The organism is Kitasatospora sp. NPDC001664, from assembly GCF_053596675.1.
Window position 1 is genome coordinate 42,678 of sequence record NZ_JBSFGS010000011.1, and the last position, 18,337, is coordinate 61,014.

The 18,337-nt window shown below is 71.5% G+C and carries 15 protein-coding genes; 14 read left to right on the top strand and 1 reads right to left on the bottom strand.

All coding sequences use genetic code 11. The features are described from left to right. The first annotated feature begins 49 nt into the window (after window positions 1-49). From uvrA to ACWCYY_RS17120, 14 genes are all read left to right on the top strand, one after another. Window positions 50-2,968 (top strand): excinuclease ABC subunit UvrA, encoded by a 2,919-nt coding sequence (gene uvrA, locus ACWCYY_RS17055; protein WP_345288645.1) that lies wholly within the window; start codon window positions 50-52, stop codon window positions 2,966-2,968. Between the two features lie 115 nt (window positions 2,969-3,083). Continuing rightward, a complete protein-coding gene (locus ACWCYY_RS17060; RefSeq protein ID WP_345288646.1) occupies window positions 3,084-3,503 on the top strand; it encodes a Rieske (2Fe-2S) protein in 420 nt (139 codons plus the stop codon). Between the two features lie 148 nt (window positions 3,504-3,651). Continuing rightward, window positions 3,652-4,644: an ArsR/SmtB family transcription factor gene (locus tag ACWCYY_RS17065; protein ID WP_449796482.1), complete on the top strand. Its 993-nt coding sequence runs from the start codon at window positions 3,652-3,654 to the stop codon at window positions 4,642-4,644. Between the two features lie 244 nt (window positions 4,645-4,888). Beyond that, entirely contained in the window at window positions 4,889-6,313 is a 1,425-nt protein-coding gene (locus ACWCYY_RS17070) for an APC family permease (RefSeq protein WP_345288665.1), read from the top strand. 74 nt (window positions 6,314-6,387) lie between these two features. Further along, window positions 6,388-8,055: a flavin monoamine oxidase family protein gene (locus ACWCYY_RS17075; protein ID WP_345288649.1), complete on the top strand. Its 1,668-nt coding sequence runs from the start codon at window positions 6,388-6,390 to the stop codon at window positions 8,053-8,055. A gap of 63 nt (window positions 8,056-8,118) precedes the next feature. Next, window positions 8,119-10,137 (top strand): excinuclease ABC subunit UvrC, encoded by a 2,019-nt coding sequence (uvrC, locus tag ACWCYY_RS17080; RefSeq protein ID WP_345288650.1) that lies wholly within the window; start codon window positions 8,119-8,121, stop codon window positions 10,135-10,137. Further along, window positions 10,134-11,045, top strand: a complete 912-nt coding sequence (rapZ, locus tag ACWCYY_RS17085; protein WP_345288651.1) for an RNase adapter RapZ — start codon at window positions 10,134-10,136, stop codon at window positions 11,043-11,045. Before uvrC ends, rapZ begins: the two co-directional genes overlap by 4 nt. A 75-nt stretch (window positions 11,046-11,120) precedes the next feature. Then, window positions 11,121-12,182, top strand: coding sequence for a gluconeogenesis factor YvcK family protein (locus tag ACWCYY_RS17090; RefSeq protein WP_380148997.1), 1,062 nt, complete (start codon window positions 11,121-11,123; stop codon window positions 12,180-12,182). Beyond that, window positions 12,173-13,153 carry a DNA-binding protein WhiA gene (gene whiA / locus ACWCYY_RS17095; protein ID WP_345288653.1) on the top strand — a complete coding sequence of 327 codons (981 nt, stop codon included), beginning with the start codon at window positions 12,173-12,175 and terminating at the stop codon, window positions 13,151-13,153. The genes ACWCYY_RS17090 and whiA overlap by 10 nt, the downstream gene beginning before the upstream one ends. Before the next feature lie 301 nt (window positions 13,154-13,454). Further along, entirely contained in the window at window positions 13,455-14,459 is a 1,005-nt protein-coding gene (gene gap, locus ACWCYY_RS17100) for a type I glyceraldehyde-3-phosphate dehydrogenase (protein WP_345288654.1), read from the top strand. 159 nt (window positions 14,460-14,618) lie between these two features. After that, on the top strand, window positions 14,619-15,824 hold the full coding sequence (locus ACWCYY_RS17105) for a phosphoglycerate kinase (RefSeq protein WP_449796483.1): 1,206 nt from the start codon (window positions 14,619-14,621) through the stop codon (window positions 15,822-15,824). A gap of 3 nt (window positions 15,825-15,827) precedes the next feature. Further along, entirely contained in the window at window positions 15,828-16,613 is a 786-nt protein-coding gene (gene tpiA, locus ACWCYY_RS17110; protein WP_449796484.1) for a triose-phosphate isomerase, read from the top strand. Window positions 16,614-16,700: 87 nt separating this feature from the next. Then, the gene (gene secG, locus ACWCYY_RS17115; protein ID WP_345288657.1) at window positions 16,701-16,937 is read left to right on the top strand and encodes a preprotein translocase subunit SecG; all 237 of its coding nucleotides are present in this window, start codon (window positions 16,701-16,703) and stop codon (window positions 16,935-16,937) included. A gap of 220 nt (window positions 16,938-17,157) precedes the next feature. Beyond that, complete coding sequence (locus ACWCYY_RS17120; protein WP_082598926.1) at window positions 17,158-17,493, top strand: RNA polymerase-binding protein RbpA; 336 nt, start codon at window positions 17,158-17,160, stop codon at window positions 17,491-17,493. Between the two features lie 76 nt (window positions 17,494-17,569). Here ACWCYY_RS17120 and pgl read toward each other — a convergent pair whose 3' ends face one another. Next, window positions 17,570-18,301, bottom strand: coding sequence for a 6-phosphogluconolactonase (gene pgl / locus ACWCYY_RS17125; RefSeq protein ID WP_380149098.1), 732 nt, complete (start codon window positions 18,299-18,301; stop codon window positions 17,570-17,572). Window positions 18,302-18,337 lie beyond the last annotated feature (36 nt).

An 18,337-nucleotide genomic window follows, 5' to 3' on the forward strand; every position in this document is an offset into this window, starting at 1 on the left:
CACGCAGCCCTTCCCAGCCACCCTCCCTCGGAGAAAGGCGCCAGAAGCAGTGGCCGACCGCCTCATCGTCCGCGGTGCTCGCGAGCACAACCTCAAGAACGTCTCGCTCGACCTGCCGCGGGACTCGCTCATCGTCTTCACCGGTCTCTCGGGCTCCGGCAAGTCCTCGCTGGCCTTCGACACGATCTTCGCCGAGGGCCAGCGCCGCTACGTCGAGTCGCTGTCCTCCTACGCCCGCCAGTTCCTGGGCCAGATGGACAAGCCCGACGTGGACTTCATCGAGGGCCTCTCCCCGGCCGTCTCGATCGACCAGAAGTCGACCAACCGGAACCCGCGCTCCACCGTGGGCACCATCACCGAGGTCTACGACTACCTCCGCCTGCTGTTCGCCCGGATCGGCAAGCCGCACTGCCCGCACTGCGCGCGCCCGATCGCCAAGCAGTCCCCGCAGGCCATCGTCGACCGCGTGCTGGAGCTGCCCGAGGGCACCCGCTTCCAGGTGCTCAGCCCGGTGGTCCGGGAGCGCAAGGGCGAGTTCGTCGACCTCTTCGCCGACCTGCAGTCCAAGGGCTACGCCCGCGCCCGGGTGGACGGCGCCACCGTCCAGCTCACCGAGCCGCCGACGCTCAAGAAGCAGGAGAAGCACACCATCGAGGTGGTGGTCGACCGCCTCACCGTGAAGTCCACCGCCAAGCGCCGGCTGACCGACTCGGTGGAGACGGCGCTGCGGCTCGGCGGCGGCATGGTGGTGCTCGACTTCGTCGACCTCGCCGAGGACGACCCGGAGCGCGAGCGGATGTACTCCGAGCACCTCTACTGCCCGTACGACGACGTGTCGTTCGAGGAGCTGGAGCCCCGCTCGTTCTCCTTCAACTCGCCGTTCGGCGCCTGCCCCGACTGCTCGGGCCTGGGCAGCCGGATGGAGGTCGACCCGGAGCTGGTGATCCCGGACGAGGAGAAGTCGCTCGACGAGGGCGCCATCCACCCGTGGTCCCAGGGCCACACCAAGGAGTACTTCTCCCGGCTCACCGACGCGCTGGCCGGCGAGCTCGGCTTCCGCACCGACATCCCGTGGGCCGGGCTGCCGCAGCGGGCCCGCAAGGCACTGCTGTACGGCCACAAGACCCAGGTCGAGGTCCGGTACAACAACCGCTACGGGCGCGAGCGTTCGTACACCGCGCCGTTCGAGGGCGCCATCCCGTTCGTGACGCGCCGTCACTCCGAGTCGGAGAGCGACAGCAGCCGCGAGCGCTTCGAGGGCTACATGCGCGAGGTGCCCTGCCCGACCTGCCGCGGCACCCGGCTCAAGCCGGTGATCCTGGCCGTCACCATCCTCGACAAGTCGATCGCCGACGTCTCCGCGATGTCGATCGCCGACTGCGCCGAGTTCCTCGGCGCCATGAAGCTCAACGCGCGGGACAAGCAGATCGCCGAGCGGGTGCTCAAGGAGGTCAACGAGCGGCTGCGCTTCCTGGTCGACGTCGGCCTGGACTACCTCTCGCTGAACCGCGCGGCCGGCACCCTCTCCGGCGGCGAGGCCCAGCGCATCCGCCTGGCCACCCAGATCGGCTCCGGCCTGGTCGGCGTGCTCTACGTGCTGGACGAGCCCTCCATCGGCCTCCACCAGCGGGACAACCACCGCCTGATCGAGACCCTGGTCCGCCTGCGCGACATCGGGAACACGCTGATCGTCGTCGAGCACGACGAGGACACCATCAAGACCGCCGACTGGGTCGTCGACATCGGCCCCGGCGCCGGTGAGCACGGCGGCAAGGTGGTGCACTCCGGCTCGCTCAAGGAGCTGCTGGACAACGAGGAGTCGATGACCGGGCAGTACCTGTCCGGCCGCCGCTCCATCCCGACCCCGGCGGTCCGCCGCCCGCGGGACAAGAAGCGCCAGCTGGTGGTGCACGGCGCCCGCGAGCACAACCTCCAGGACGTCACGGTCGGCTTCCCGCTCGGCACCTTCACCGCGATCACCGGTGTCTCCGGCTCCGGCAAGTCCACCCTGGTCAACGACATCCTCTACACCCACCTCGCCCGGGAGCTGAACGGGGCGCGCAGCGTCCCCGGCCGGCACACCCGGATCACCGGCACCGAGCTGGTGGACAAGGTGGTGCACGTCGACCAGTCGCCGATCGGCCGCACCCCGCGCTCCAACCCGGCCACCTACACCGGTGTGTTCGACAACATCCGCAAGCTCTTCGCGGAGACCCAGGAGGCCAAGGTCCGGGGCTATCTCCAGGGCCGGTTCTCCTTCAACGTCAAGGGCGGCCGCTGCGAGCACTGCTCGGGCGACGGCACCATCAAGATCGAGATGAACTTCCTGCCCGACGTCTACGTGCCGTGCGAGGTCTGCCACGGCGCCCGGTACAACCGGGAGACGCTGGAGGTGCACTACAAGGGGAAGTCCATCGCCGAGGTGCTGGACATGCCGATCGAGGAGGCCATGCACTTCTTCGAGGCCGTCCCCTCGATCGCCCGCCACCTGCGCACGCTCAACGACGTCGGCCTCGGCTACGTCCGGCTCGGCCAGTCCGCGCCCACCCTCTCCGGCGGCGAGGCGCAGCGCGTCAAGCTCGCCTCCGAGCTGCAGAAGCGCTCCACCGGCCGGACGGTCTACGTGCTCGACGAGCCCACCACCGGTCTGCACTTCGAGGACATCAGCAAGCTGATCAAGGTCCTCGACGGCCTGGTGGAGAAGGGGAACACGGTCATCGTCATCGAGCACAACCTCGACGTCATCAAGACCGCCGACTGGCTGGTCGACATGGGTCCCGAGGGCGGCTCCGGCGGCGGCACCGTGGTCGCCGAGGGCACGCCGGAGGAGGTGGCCGCCGTGACGGCCAGTCACACCGGCAAGTTCCTGCGGGACATCCTGCTCCCGGCCGCCCCGGTGCCCGCCCAGGCGACCAAGGCGGCGAAGAAGGCCGCCGCGCCCAGGAAGCGGGCGGTGGCGAAGAAGTAGCCGCGGCAGCAGTGCGAGAAGGGCCGCTCCCACGGGGCGGCCCTTCCGCCGTCCCGGCATAGACTTCGGCGAACTGGACCTGCACCGAGCCGGATTCGCCGAGGGAGCTTCACCGATGACCGAGACCACGCCCGCCGGGCCCAGCCGCCGCACCCTGCTCTGCGGTGCGGTGCTCGCAGCCGGGGGAGCGGCCGCCGTGACGGCCTGCGGCTCCTCCGCCGCGGAGCAGCCGGCCGCGGCCGGGCCGGTGCAGGTCGGCGCGGTGGCCGACGTCCCGGTGGGCGGCGGCAAGGTCTACCGCGAGCAGAAGATCGTGGTCACCCAGCCGGTCGAGGGCCAGTACAGGGCCTTCAGCGCCAAGTGCACCCACGCCGGCTGCGTGGTGGACGAGGTCAAGGAGGGCACCGTCAACTGCCCGTGCCACTACAGCAAGTTCGCGATCGCCGACGGTGCGGTCAAGGACGGTCCGGCGCCCAGCCCGCTGCCGCAGTACCAGGTCGCGGTCAAGGACGGGGCCTTCCAGGTCACCAAGTGACCGGAGGCGTTCGGGGCCCGGCCGCGCCGTTGGGGAGGCGTGGCCGGGCCGCTCCGCTGTCCGTACCCCCGTACCGGGCAGCGGCGACAGGGACGATCCTGCGGGGTCGGCGGGGGCACTGACCAGGGGTTTCGGGGGAGGCTTAAAGGTGCTGCGTATCCATCTGACGGCGGATGACCTGGCGCGCGTGCGGGTGGCGCCCACCATGGGCCCGCTGGCGGAGACCTTCCACGGGCTGGCCAAGCTCACCGGGGCCACCAGCTGTGCCCAGTTCCGGCCCTGGCGGCGGCAGTTCGGCGGGCAGCTGGCCGAGGAGCTGCGGCCGCTGGCCTCGTTGGTGAACGGCCCCGGGCCCCGGCTGGACCTCGGGGCGCTCACCGGCAGCGACCCCTCGGTGGAGGCCGGCATCGAGCGGCTGCTCGGCGCCCCGGACGAACTGGTCCGGCTGGAACTCGGGCACGTCGCCACCCCGCAGGCTGACCCGCGGTGGGTCCGCGCCCTGCTGGAGGGCGACCTGGGCGCCCGTCAGCGGCTGGCCGACTCGCTGCGGGCCACCCACGACGCCACCGTCGGCCCGTACTGGGGCCGGATCCGCGCCCACCTGGACGCCGTCCGGGCCGACCTGGCCCGCACCCTGCTGGACGGCGGCGTGGAGCAGTTGCTCGACACCTTCTGCTCCCCCCTCATCCGCTGGCGCGCCCCCGTCCTGGAGGTCACCTACCCGAGGAGCCTGGACATCCCGCTGGGCGGCCGCGGGCTGGTGCTGGCGCCGATGGTCTTCCTGGCGGACCCGCCGGTGCTGCTGACCGACACCACGGACCCGGACGCGCCCCACGTGCTGGCCTTCCCGACGGTGCGGGACCCGCTGACCGGGGCGGGCCTGTTCAGCCCGGACCCGACGTCCCGGCACTCCCTCACCGCACTGCTCGGCCGTACCCGGGCCGCGGCGCTGGACGTGGTGACGGACGGCTGCACCACCACCGAACTGGCCCGCCGCCTCAACGTCTCGCCGGCCTCGGCCAGCCAGCACGCGACGGTGCTGCGCAACGCCAACCTGATCACCACGCAGCGCCGGGGCGGGGCGGTGCTGCACACGATCACGCCGCTGGGGGCGGACCTGCTGAACCGCACGGGGGCCTGAGGCGTCCGGGGGACGTCGACCACGCGCACCGGTGGCGCCCCCGTACAGGTGACAGGCCGTCAATCCTTTAACGAGCCCGGCTACAACCTGACCGTCCCGCGGCGAGCGTGACCGCCCTCACACTGGGCGGGCCCATCCCCCCTCGCCCCACCGGGAGTTCACCGTGTCCGCAGTCGAGCAACAGGCGCCGCCCACCGTGCAGCGGCTCAGAGCCAATTCGGTGGGCCTGGCAGGTGTGGTCTTCATGGCGCTGGCCACCGCCGCGCCGATCACGGCGATGACCGGCAACCTCCCGGTGGTGGTGGGCGGCGGCAACGGCGTGCACGCCCCGGCCGGCTTCCTCTTCGTGACGGTGGTGCTGACCGTCTTCACCGTCGGGTACGTGGCGATGGCCCGGCACATCACCACCGCCGGGGCGTTCTACGGCTTCGTCTCGCACGGGCTCGGCCGGATCGCCGGGATGGCCTCCGGGCTGCTCGCGGTGCTGGCCTACGTGGTCTTCGAGGCCTCCATCGTCGGCATCTTCGCCTACTTCGGGCAGCAGACCGTCGAGGCCCAGTTCGGTATCGAACTCCCTTGGCAGGTCTACGCGCTGGCGATGCTGGCGGTCACCGCGCTGCTCTCCTACTTCGACCTGGAGGTGGCCTCCAAGCTGCTCGGGGTGTTCCTGGTCGGCGAGGTGCTGATGCTGGTGCTGCTGGCCGCCTCGATCCTGCTGCACGGCGGCGGCCCGTCCGGGCTGCACCTCGGCACCCTCAACCCGACCGGTGCCTTCGCCGGGGTGAACGCGGGCGTCGGCCTGTTCTTCTGCTTCTGGTCCTGGATCGGCTTCGAGTCCACCGCGATGTACGGCGAGGAGTCCCGCGACCCGCGCCGGATCATCCCGCGCGCCACCCTGGTCGCGGTGCTGGCGCTCGGCGTGCTGTACACCTTCGTCACCTGGATGGTGCTGGCCGCCGACACCCCGGAGGCCGCCGTCGGCCTGGCCACCTCCAGCGGCCCGCTGGACCTGTTTCTGGCTCCGGCCCGTACCTACCTGGGGAGTTGGGCCGTCACCGCGTTCCAGTGGTTGATGGTGACCAGCGCCTTCGCCTGCGGCATGGCCTTCCACCAGTGCGCCTCGCGCTACCTCTACGCGATCGGCCGGGAGGGCTTCCTGCACCCGGCGCTGGGGCGCACCCACCCGAAGCACAACTCGCCGTACGTCGCCTCCTTCACCCAGACCGCGATCGCGCTGGCCGTGGTCGCCGGCTTCTGGATCGCCGGACAGGACCCGTACGCCGGGCTCTACACCCTGATGGCCATCCTCGGCACGCTGGCGCTGCTGGTGGTGCAGACGCTCTGCTCCTTCGCCGTGATCGCCTACTTCCGCCGCAACCACCCCGAGAGCCGGCACTGGTTCCGCACCTTCACCGCCCCGCTGCTCGGCGGGCTGGGCATGCTCGCCGCGATCGGCCTGCTGGTGGCGAACCTGGACACCGCCGCCGGGGCCGCCTCGCAGACCCTGCTCTTCAAGCTGATCCCGTGGATCGTCGGCGCCGTCTTCCTCGGCGGCCTGGGCCTGGCGCTGTACATGCGGGCCAGGCACCCGGCCAAGTACGAGGTGATGGGCCGCCTGGTGGTCGAGGACGCCCAGGAGCGCACCGCGGGCGAGCCCGTCACGGTCTGACCCGCCGTCACCACCCGCCCGGGCCGCCCCCACGGCCCGGGCACCCCCCACACCCCGTCAGGAGGCACCCCCACATGGCCCGCACTCCGTACGCCCGCCTGCTCCGCTCCGCCCTCGCCGACCGCGCCGCCGCCGAGCGGCTGCGGCTGCCCGCTGACGAGTACGCCGGTTTCCGCGACGAGGCACTGGCCGAGCCCGACGGCCCCTCCCGCCGCGCCCTGCTGGCCCGCGCCGCCGCGCTCGGCCTGGGCGCGGCCGGGATCGCCGTCGCGCCGAAGGCCCGGGCGGCCACCGTCGCCGACACGGCCAAGTACAAGGGCACCCCGCCCCGGATCGCGATCGTCGGCGCCGGGATCTCCGGGCTGAACGCCGCCCTCACGCTGGCCGACAAGGGCATCCCGGCCACCGTCTACGAGGCGGAGACGGCCCGGGTCGGCGGCCGGATGTACTCCAAGACCGACTGGGCCGGCGGCCAGGTCTCCGAGTACGGCGCCGAGTTGATCGACACCGGGCACCACGAGATGCTCCGGCTCTGCCGGCGCTTCGGCCTGGCCACCACCTCGATCCGGCACTTCTCGGACGGCGAGCAGACCCTGCAGTTCCAGGGCGGCTACTACCCGAGGGAGACCGCCAACGCCGAGTTCAAGCAGATCTGGCAGACCGTCAAGGCCGACATCCAGGCCGGCGGCTCCGCGCCGACCTGGGCCGACCACAACCAGGCCGCCGTGGCCCTGGACCGGATGTCGGTGCGGGAGTGGATCGAGACCAGGGTCCCCGGCGGCACCTCCAGCCGCCTGGGCGCCCTGTTGGACGTCGCCTACGCGGTCGAGTACGGCGCCGACACCACCGCGCAGTCCTCCTACGCGCTGCTGCTGATGCTCTCCTGGCAGGCCAACCCCGGCAGCTTCAACATCTGGGGCGGCAGCGACGAGCGCTACCACGTCACCGGCGGCAACGACCAGGTGCCGAAGGCGATCCGGGCGGCACTCCCGGCCGGCACCGTCCAGCCCGGGCACACCCTGCTCGCCGTCACCCGGAACGCGGACGGCAGCCAGACCCTCACCTTCGAGCTGGACGGCGGCGGTACGAAGACCGTCACCGCCGACCACACGATCCTGGCCCTGCCGCTGCCGGTGCTCCAGCAGCGCGTCGACCTCGCCGGGGCCGGTCTCGACCCGCTGATGAAGCGGGTGCTCACCGACATGACCATGGGCTACTGCACCAAGCTCAACATGCAGACCAGCAGCCGCCCGTGGACCGGCACCGGCCCCTGGCCCGGGGTGTCCAGCGGCGAGTGCTTCAGCGACCAGCCCTTCCAGCAGGCCTGGGACGTGACGAAGGGCCAGCCCGGATCCGGCGGCATCCTGGTCCAGTACCACGGCGGCACCCCGGCCCGGGCCCTCGCCCCGGGCGCCCCCTTCACCGACGCCGGCACCGCCTACACCCGGGCCATGGCCACCGACCGGCTCACCCAGATCGACCGGCTCTGGCCCGGCACCAAGGCCGCCTGGACCGGGAAGGCCACCCTCTCTGCCTGGCACCTCAACCCCACCACGCTGGGCGCCTACTCCTGCTGGCCGGTCGGCTACCTCACCACCTGCGCCGGCTACGAGGGCACCGCCCAGGGCCGCCTGCACCTCGCCGGCGAGCACACCTCGTACGACTTCCAGGGCTACATGGAGGGCGGTGCCACAGAAGGCGTCCGCGCCGCGCAGGAGGTGCTCACCGCGATCGGGGCCTGAGAGGGCCCGTAGCTGACGGACAGTGCCCCGGGGTGTCCGTCCGGGTCGGTACGGTAGGGGACTATGGCAGACCCCTCCACGTACCGGCCCGCTCCCGGGGCCATTCCGACCTCGCCCGGCGTGTACAAGTTCCGTGACGGGCACGGCCGGGTCATCTACGTGGGGAAGGCCAAGAGCCTGCGGCCCCGGCTCTCCTCGTACTTCCAGGACGTGGCCAACCTGCACCCCCGCACCGCGACGATGGTCACCACGGCCGCCTCGGTGGAGTGGACGGTGGTGGCCACCGAGGTCGAGGCGCTGCAGCTGGAGTACTCCTGGATCAAGGAGTTCGACCCCCGGTTCAACGTCAAGTACCGGGACGACAAGAGCTATCCGGAGCTCGCGGTCACCCTCAACGAGCAGTTCCCGCGGGTCCAGGTGATGCGCGGGGCGCACAAGAAGGGCGTGCGGTACTTCGGGCCCTACGGCCACGCCTGGGCGATCCGCGAGACGGTCGACCTGATGCTCCGGGTCTTCCCGGTGCGGACGTGTTCCAACGGGGTGTTCAAGCGCGCCCAGCAGATCGGCCGCCCCTGTCTGCTCGGCTACATCGGCAAGTGCGCGGCCCCCTGCGTGGGCCGGATCTCCGCCGAGGACCACGCCGAACTGGCCGAGGAGTTCTGCGACTTCATGGCCGGCCGGACGGGCAACCACCTGCGCCGGCTGGAGCAGGAGATGCAGCAGGCCGCCGCCGCGATGGAGTACGAGAAGGCCGCCCGGCTGCGCGACGACCTCGGCGCGCTCAGGCGCGCGATGGAGAAGAACGCGGTGGTGCTCGCCGACGGCACCGACGCCGACCTGCTGGCGCTGGCCGAGGACGAGCTGGAGGCCGCCGTCCAGATCTTCCACGTCCGCGGCGGCCGGGTCCGCGGCCAGCGCGGCTGGGTCACCGACAAGGTCGAGGACGTGGACACCGCCGGCCTGGTGGAGCACGCGCTCCAGCAGCTCTACGGCGGCGGCTCCGAGACCGTGCCGCGCGAGGTGCTGGTGCCCGCGCTGCCCGATCCGGTCGGGCCGGTGCAGGAGTGGCTGACCGGCCTGCGCGGCGCCCAGGTGGACCTGCGGGTGCCCCAGCGCGGGGACAAGAAGGACCTGATGGCCACCGTGCAGAAGAACGCCCAGCAGTCGCTGGTGCTGCACAAGACCAAGCGCGCCTCGGACCTGACGACCCGTAGCCGGGCGCTCCAGGAGATCTCCGAGGCGCTGGAGCTGGAGTCGGTGCCGCTGCGCATCGAGTGCTTCGACATCTCCCACCTCCAGGGCCAGGACGTGGTCGCCTCGATGGTGGTCTTCGAGGACGGGCTGGCCCGCAAGAGCGAGTACCGGCGCTTCCAGATCAAGGGCTTCGAGGGGCAGGACGACGTCCGCTCCATGCACGAGGTGATCACCCGCCGGTTCCGCCGCTACCTCCAGGAGCGCGAGCAGACGGGGGAGTGGGCGGTGCCCGAGGAGGAGGAGCCCGCGGCCGGCCCGCGCACCGAGGACGGCCGCCCCAAGCGCTTCGCCTACCCGCCGCAGCTGGTGGTGGTCGACGGCGGGCAGCCCCAGGTCGCCGCCGCCCAGCGGGCGTTGGACGAGCTGGGCATCGACGACGTGGCGGTCTGCGGGCTGGCCAAGCGGCTGGAGGAGGTCTGGCTGCCCGGCGAGGCCGACCCGGTCGTGCTGCCGCGCTCCAGCGAGGGCCTCTACCTGCTCCAGCGGGTCCGCGACGAGGCGCACCGCTTCGCGATCGCCTACCAGCGCGGCAAGCGCGCCAAGCGGCTCACGGCGGGGGAGCTGGACTCCGTCCCCGGCCTCGGCGAGACTCGCCGCCAGGCGCTGCTCAAGCACTTCGGCTCGTTGAAGAAGCTGCGGGCCGCCACCGTGGAGGAGATCTGCGAGGTGCCGGGCATCGGCCGGCGCACGGCGGAGACTGTTGTGGCGGCGTTGGCCGTCCGTACACCCGCCGCTCCGGCGGTGAACACCGCCACCGGCGAGATCATTGACGACAGCATGGACGACGACAGCAGGTTCGGCAGTACCGAGAGCGGGGACCAGAAGTGACTGCGGCAGACCACGGGGGCACCACCCAGAAGACGGGTGGCGGAGAGAACTCCCCCGAGCTGGTGATCATCTCCGGCATGTCCGGAGCGGGGCGGAGCACCGCCGCCAAGTGCCTGGAGGACCTGGGCTGGTTCGTGGTGGACAACCTCCCGCCGGCCCTGATCCCGACCATGGTGGACCTCGGCGCCCGCTCCCAGGGCGCGGTGCCCCGGATCGGCGTGGTGGTGGACGTCCGCGGGCGCAAGTTCTTCGACGACCTGCTCACCTCGCTGGAGGAGCTGGAGAAGCGCGGGGTCCGGCTCCGGGTGGTCTTCCTGGAGTCCTCCGAGGACGCCCTGGTGCGCCGCTTCGAGTCGGTCCGCCGCCCGCACCCGCTGCAGGCGGACGGGCGGATCGTGGACGGCATCGAGCGCGAGCGCGACCTGCTGCGCGAGCTGCGCGGCGAGGCCGACCTGGTGATCGACACCTCCGACCTGAACGTCCATCAGCTCCGGGCCAAGCTCGACGCCCAGTTCGCCGACCACGACGAGCCCGAGCTGCGCGCCACCGTGATGTCCTTCGGCTTCAAGTACGGCCTGCCGGTCGACGCCGACCTGGTGGTGGACTGCCGCTTCCTGCCCAATCCGCACTGGGTCCCCGAGCTGCGGGCCCGCACCGGCACCGACCCGGACGTGGCCGACTACGTCTTCCAGCAGCCGGGGTCGAACGAGTTCCTCAACGGCTACGCCGAGCTCCTCAAGATCGTCACGGAGGGCTACCGCCGGGAGGGCAAGCGGTACATGACCCTTGCCGTAGGCTGCACCGGTGGGAAGCATCGCAGCGTGGCGATGTCCGAGCGTCTGACGAAGCGTCTGATCGCGGACGGCGTCGAGACGGTGCTGGTCCACCGCGACATGGGCAGGGAGTGACCACCGGCGTCCTGGGCACAGGGGTTCCCACCACCGGGGAGTGACGGATCCGGCCCCGCTGTCGCTCGTACAGGCATGGCGGAACGACGGACTGGGGTCGGCGTGGCAGTGGTGGGTCACTCGGTGGCGGGGCAGGCACCGGCGCGGCAGCGGCGTGCGCCCAGAATCACCGCGCTCGGCGGCGGTCAGGGGTTGTCCGCCTCGCTCTCCGCGCTGCGCCGGCTCACCACCGAGCTGACCGCCGTGGTCACCGTCGCCGACGACGGCGGCTCCAGCGGCCGGCTCCGGGCCGAGCTGGGCGTGCTCCCGCCGGGCGACCTGCGCAAGGCGCTGGCCGCGCTCTGCGGGGACGACGAGTGGGGCCGGACCTGGTCCGAGGTGATCCAGCAGCGCTTCACCGGCGACGGCGAACTCGGCGGCCACGCGGTCGGCAACCTGCTGATCGTCGCCCTCTGGGAGAAGCTCGGTGATCCGGTGGCCGCCCTGGACTGGGTCGGCAAGCTGCTCAACGTGCAGGGCCGGGTGCTGCCGATGTCGGCGGTGCCGCTGGACATCGAGGCCGAGGTGCGCGGGCACGACCCGGCCCGCCCGGCCGAGCTGACCGCCGTCCGCGGCCAGGCCCACGTGGCCGTCACCCCCGGCACGGTGCAGTCGATCCGGCTGCTGCCGGAGGAGCCCCCGGCCGTCCCGGAGGCGGTCAAGGCGGTGCTGGACGCGGACTGGGTGGTGCTCGGCCCCGGCTCCTGGTTCACCAGCGTGCTGCCGCACCTGCTGGTCCCCGAGCTGGCCGCGGCCCTCGCCGACACCCGGGCCCGCCGCCTGCTCACCCTCAACCTGGCCCCGCAGCCCGGCGAGACCGAGGGCTTCACCCCGCAGCGCCACCTGGAGGTGTTCGCCGACCACGCTCCGGGGCTCTCGGTGGATGCGATCCTTGTCGACGAGCGCGCCGTCACCGGTGGCGCCTTCGGCCAGGCGGACCTGGCCGGACTGGAGAAGGCCGCCGGACGGATGGGTGCCGCACTGGTGCTCGACCGGGTCGCCGCCGCGGACGGCACGCCGCGACACGACCGGGAGCTGTTGGCGGCTGCGTACGACCGGATTTTCCGGACACATGGAAGGATCGGCCCATGGCGATGACGGCAGCGGTCAAGGACGAAATCAGCCGGCTCCCCGTCACCCGGGCCTGCTGCCGCAAGGCAGAGGTCTCGGCGATCCTCCGGTTCGCGGGCGGTCTGCACATTGTGAGCGGCCGGATCGTGATCGAGGCGGAGCTGGACACCGGCATTGCGGCCCGCAGGCTGCGCAAGGACCTGTTGGAGATCTTCGGACACTCCTCGGACCTGGTGGTGATGGCCCCCGGCGGGCTGCGCCGCGGCAGCCGGTACGTGGTGCGGGTGGTCAAGGACGGCGAGTTGCTGGCCCGGCAGACCGGGCTGGTGGACGGGCGCGGGCGCCCGATCCGGGGTCTCCCCCCGGCGGTGGTCTCGGGCGCGACCTGTGACGCGGAGGCGGCCTGGCGCGGTGCCTTCCTGGCGCACGGCTCGCTGACCGAGCCGGGCCGCTCCTCCTCCCTGGAGATCACCTGCCCCGGCTCCGAGGCGGCGCTGGCCCTGGTCGGCGCGGCCCGCCGGCTGGGCATCCCGGCCAAGGCCCGCGAGGTGCGCGGGGTGGACCGGGTGGTGATCCGGGACGGCGACGCGATCGGCGCGCTGCTCACCCGGCTCGGCGCGCACGAGTCGGTGCTGGCCTGGGAGGAGCGCCGGATGCGGCGCGAGGTGCGCGCCACCGCCAACCGGCTGGCCAACTTCGACGACGCCAACCTGCGCCGCTCGGCCCGGGCCGCGGTGGCGGCCGGCGCCCGGGTGCAGCGGGCGCTGGAGATCCTCGGCGAGGAGGTGCCCGAGCACCTGGCGGCCGCCGGCCAGCTGCGGATGCAGCACAAGCAGGCCTCGCTGGAGGAGCTCGGCGCGCTCGCCGACCCGCCGCTCACCAAGGACGCGGTGGCCGGCCGGATCCGCCGGCTGCTGGCGATGGCCGACAAGCGCGCCTCCGAGCTCGGCCTGCCGAGCACCGAGGCCAGCCTCACCGACGAGATGGCGATGAACTGACGGGTCGGGCACGAACTGACGGAGCCTCAGCGGGCCCACCCACCGAACGGCCGGTGTCCACATCGTGGACACCGGCCTTCGTGTCACCCGACGCCCCGTCAGGTGCCCGGAGGCCGGGCCCAACTGCCCTGCGGGGCCGGGACGTAGGCCCTGACAAGGTCCCGGAGGCCCGTCAGGGCAGGCCTGCGGCGGTGAGGCGATGTGCCCAGGCAGGCCCCGGAGGGGTAGGGTCATAGGTGGTCGGGGACATCCCATTTCCATCGCGTCGGGCAACCGACGTACCCACTAAGGAGATCGGTTCGTGACGATCCGGGTAGGCATCAATGGATTCGGCCGCATTGGCCGTAACTTCTTCCGCGCGGTTAAGTCCCAGGGCGCGGACATCGAGATCGTCGGCGTGAACGACCTGACCGACACCAAGACCCTGGCGCACCTCCTCAAGTACGACTCGATCCTCGGAACCCTCCAGGCCGAGGTGTCGCACACCGCCGACAGCATCACCGTCGACGGCCACACCTTCAAGGTGATCGCCGAGCGCGACCCGGCGAACCTGCCGTGGGGCGAGCTGGGCGTGGACATCGTCATCGAGTCCACCGGCATCTTCACCAAGGCGGACGCTGCGAAGAAGCACGTCACCGCCGGTGCGAAGAAGGTCATCATCTCGGCGCCGGCGACGGACGAGGACGTCACCATCGTGATGGGCGTCAACGACGAGAAGTACGACGCCGCGAAGCACACCGTGATCTCCAACGCCTCGTGCACCACCAACTGCGTGGCGCCGATCGCGAAGGTGCTCCAGGAGAACTTCGGCATCGTCAAGGGTCTGATGACCACGGTGCACGCGTTCACCAACGACCAGGTGACGCTGGACTTCCCGCACAAGGACCTGCGTCGTGCGCGCGCGGCGTCCATCAACATCATCCCGACCTCGACGGGCGCCGCCAAGGCCACCGCCCTGGTCCTCCCCGAGCTCAAGGGCAAGCTGGACGGCACCTCGCTGCGCGTCCCGGTCCCGACCGGCTCGATCACCGACCTCGTGGTGACCCTCGAGCGCGAGGTCACCGTGGCGGAGGTCAACGAGGCCTTCCAGAAGGCCTCCGAGGGCTCCCTCAAGGGCATCCTGCAGTACACCGAGGACCCGATCGTCTCCTCCGACATCGTGAACTCGCCGTTCTCCACGATCTTCGACTCGCTGATGACCATGGTCCAGGGCAACCAGGTCAAGGTCTTCGGCTGGTACGACAACGAGTGGGGTTACTCGAACCGCCTGGTCAACCTCACCACCCTCGTCGGTGGCCAGCTCTGATCCAGCGGAAGCTGATGTGATGTGAGCAGGAGCCCGGACGCCCCGCGTTCGGGCCCCTGCTCTGCGTCTCGAACCCGGGTCGGGACCCCCGGGTAGCCACTGCCGAGCGGTCCGCCGTCGTGCCGCTTCCACCTCCTCTTCCCAGGAGATCCGTCCACCGTGAAGAAGATCGAAGACCTCCAGGTCAACGGCCAGCGGGTGTTCGTCCGCGCCGACCTCAACGTGCCGCTGTCCAACGGCGCCATCACCGACGACGGCCGCATCCGCGCCGTCGCCCCGACCATCGCCAAGCTGGTCGCGGCCGGTGCCAAGGTGATCGTCGCTTCCCACCTGGGCCGCCCCAAGGGCGAGTCCGACCCGCAGTTCTCGCTCGCCCCGGTCGCCGTGCGACTCGGCGAGATCCTCGGCCGGCCGGTGTCCTTCGCCGCCGACACCGTGGGCGAGAGCGCGAAGGCCACCGTCGCCGCCCTGGGCGACGGCGAGGTCACGCTGCTGGAGAACCTGCGCTTCAACGCCGGCGAGACCGCGAAGGACGACGCCGAGCGCGGTGCCTTCGCCGACGAACTGGCCGCCCTGGCCGACCTCTACGTGGGCGACGGCTTCGGTGCGGTGCACCGCAAGCACGCCTCGGTGTACGACCTGCCCAAGCGCCTGCCGCACGCGGTCGGCGACCTGATCGCCACCGAGGTCGGCGTGCTCAAGCGCCTGACCGAGGAGGTGGAGCGCCCCTACGTGGTGGTGCTCGGCGGCTCCAAGGTCTCCGACAAGGTCGGCGTCATCGACAACCTGCTCGGCAAGGCCGACCGCATCCTGATCGGCGGCGGCATGGCGTACACCTTCCTCGCGGCCAAGGGCCACGAGGTCGGCATCTCGCTGCTGCAGAAGGACCAGATCCCCACCGTGCTGGAGTACCTCAAGCGCGGCGAGGAGACCGGCGTCGAGTTCGTGATCCCGGTCGACGTGGCGATCTCCGCCAGCTTCCCGGACACCAAGACCCACGCCCCGGTCGAGGACTTCGAGATCGTCGACGCGGACAAGATCCCCGCCGACAAGGAGGGCCTGGACATCGGCCCGAAGACCCAGCGGCTCTTCGCCGAGAAGCTGGCCGACGCGAAGACCGTGTTCTGGAACGGCCCGGTCGGCGTCTTCGAGCACCCGGCCTTCGCCGAGGGCACCAAGGCCGTCGCGCAGGCGCTGCTGGACAGTGACGCGTTCACCGTGGTCGGTGGTGGCGACTCCGCCGCCGCCGTCCGCATCCTGGGCTTCGACGAGAACGAGTTCGGGCACATTTCGACCGGCGGTGGCGCCAGCCTCGAGTACCTGGAGGGCAAGACCCTCCCCGGTCTCGCCGCCCTGGAGGACTGAGACATGACGGACCGTCTCCCGCTGATGGCGGGCAACTGGAAGATGAACCTCGACCACTTCGAGGCCATCCGCCACACCCAGGCGCTGGCGTTCTCGCTGGCCGACAAGGACTACGAGGCCGTCGAGGTCGCCGTCCTGGTCCCCTTCACCGACCTGCGCTCCGTGCAGACCCTGGTGGACGGCGACAAGCTGAAGCTCAAGTACGGTGCCCAGGACCTCTCGGCGCACGACTCCGGTGCCTACACCGGTGAGATCTCCGGCCCGATGCTCTCCAAGCTCAAGTGCACCTTCGTGGCCATCGGCCACTCGGAGCGCCGCCAGTACCACGGCGAGAACGAGGAGATCGTCAACGCCAAGGTCAAGGCCGCCTACCGGAACGGGGTCACCCCGATCCTGTGCGTCGGCGAGCCGCTGGACATCCGCAAGGCCGGCACCCACGTCGAGTACACCCTGGCCCAGCTGGACGGTGCGCTCGACGGCGTCCCGGCTTCCGACGCCGAGTCGATCGTGGTCGCGTACGAGCCGGTCTGGGCGATCGGCACCGGCGAGGTGGCCACCCCGGAGGACGCGCAGGAGGTCTGCGCCGCGATCCGGGTCCGCCTGGGCGAGCTGTACTCGGCCGAGCTGGCCGACAAGGTCCGTGTGCTGTACGGCGGTTCGGTCAAGTCCTCGAGCGCGGCCGGCCTGATGGCCAAGCCCGACGTGGACGGTGCGCTGATCGGCGGTGCCTCGCTGGACGCCGACGAGTTCGTCAAGATCGTGCGCTACCGTGAGCAGGCAGTAGGCTAACGCCGCTCCAGCAACGTAGGCTTTGGGGCCGGGACCGCCGTCAGCGGCCCGGCCCCTTCGCCGAAGATACGAGAGATTGGTCCCGCTGTGGTTCTCGGGTTCACGATTGCCCTGATCGTCTTCAGCCTGCTGATGGTCCTCCTGGTGCTGCTGCACAAGGGCAAGGGCGGCGGTCTCTCCGACATGTTCGGTGGTGGCGCGATGTCCACCGGTGGCGGTTCGGCGGTCGCCGAGCGCAACCTCGACCGGATCACCATCATCGTCGGCATCGGCTGGTTCGCCAGCATCGTGGTGCTCGGCCTGGTGCTCAAGTACAAGGGCTGACACCACACTTCGGGTCCCGCGGGTACTGCCGGACTCCTGACGCGGCGTCGCATCGCGGCTTATGCTCGAAAGCGGTGAAGTGCCGGGAGTGGTGCGGACAGATCCTTAACCGCTGCTTACACTAGGACGACTTCGCCACCGGGCGTGGGCGTTCCAGCCCCTTTCCCGGGCAGCGGCCGAGATCGCAACGCACCAGTAAGCCTTCGCAGGGAGTCAGACCGTGGCAAGTGGCAACGCCATCCGTGGCAGCAGAGTCGGTGCCGGCCCGATGGGCGAGGCGGAGCGCGGCGAGTCCGCCCCCCGCAACCGGATCTCCTTCTGGTGTGCGAACAAGCACGAGACCAAGCCGAGCTTCGCTGCGGAGGCGGTCATCCCGGACACCTGGGACTGCCCCCGCTGCGGCTTCCCGGCCGGCCAGGACGAGCACAACCCGCCGGCGCCCTCGCGCAACGAGCCCTACAAGACCCACCTCGCCTACGTCCGCGAGCGTCGCACCGACGCCGACGGCGAGGCGATCCTCGCCGAGGCGCTGGCCAAGCTCCGCGGCGAGATCTGAACGAGCGTCGACCACAGCAGGCACGCAGCAGGGCCCGGCCTCCACGAGGAGACCGGGCCCTGACGCTTGCCCGGGGTCAGGCCGAGGCGGGCGGGTACAGCTGCGGCGGGATCTTCGCCGCGGCCGCCCTGTCCAGCAGCCAGAGGGTGCGGACGGTGCCCTGGGCGGCCGAGGCCGGGGCCAGCAGCTCGCCCGGCCCGGAGAGGGCCAGCGCGACCGCGCCGGCCTTGTCCTCGCCGGCCGCCAGCAGCCAGACCTCGCGGGCCGACCGGATGGCGGGCAGGGTCAGCGAGACCCGGGTGGGCGGGGGCTTGGGCGCGCCCCGGACCCCGACCACGGTCAGCTCGGTCTCCCGCACACCGGGGTGCTCGGGGAAGAGCGAGGCGACGTGGGTGTCCGGGCCGACGCCGAGCAGCAGCACGTCGAACTCGGGCACCTCGCCGCGGCCGGCGGCCTTCGCCAGCTCCTCGGCGTACCGGGCGGCGGCGGACTCCACGTCCGAGCCGTCCGGGCCGTCCGAGGCGGGCATCTCGTGCACCCGGGCCGGGTCGAGCGGCAGCGCGTCGAGCAGCTCGGCCCGGGCCTGGGTGGCGTTGCGCTCCGGATCCCCGGCGGGGAGGTAGCGCTCGTCGCCCCACCAGATGTCCAGCCGGGCCCAGTCCACCGCGTCCCTGGCCGGGGACGCGGCGATGGCGGCCAGCAGCGCGTTGCCGTTGCGGCCGCCGGTGAGCACCACCGAGGCGGTGCCGCGGGCGGCCTGGGCGTCCACGATCCGGGTGATCAACCGGGCCGCGGCCGCCTGCGCCATCAGCTCCTTGTCGCCGTGGACCACCAGTTGGGGAGT

What these genes read in the sequence shown, in the direction of transcription:
- ACWCYY_RS17090 (WP_380148997.1), top strand. Translation starts at nt 11,121, where the DNA reads ATGGCGGAACGACGGACTGGGGTCGGCGTGGCAGTGGTGGGTCACTCG.
- ACWCYY_RS17060 (WP_345288646.1), top strand. Translation starts at nt 3,084, where the DNA reads ATGACCGAGACCACGCCCGCCGGGCCCAGCCGCCGCACCCTGCTCTGC.
- ACWCYY_RS17070 (WP_345288665.1), top strand. Translation starts at nt 4,889, where the DNA reads ATGGCGCTGGCCACCGCCGCGCCGATCACGGCGATGACCGGCAACCTC.
- ACWCYY_RS17075 (WP_345288649.1), top strand. Translation starts at nt 6,388, where the DNA reads ATGGCCCGCACTCCGTACGCCCGCCTGCTCCGCTCCGCCCTCGCCGAC.
- pgl (WP_380149098.1), bottom strand. Translation starts at nt 18,301, where the DNA reads ATGGCGCAGGCGGCCGCGGCCCGGTTGATCACCCGGATCGTGGACGCC.
- tpiA (WP_449796484.1), top strand. Translation starts at nt 15,828, where the DNA reads ATGACGGACCGTCTCCCGCTGATGGCGGGCAACTGGAAGATGAACCTC.
- whiA (WP_345288653.1), top strand. Translation starts at nt 12,173, where the DNA reads ATGGCGATGACGGCAGCGGTCAAGGACGAAATCAGCCGGCTCCCCGTC.
- uvrC (WP_345288650.1), top strand. Translation starts at nt 8,119, where the DNA reads ATGGCAGACCCCTCCACGTACCGGCCCGCTCCCGGGGCCATTCCGACC.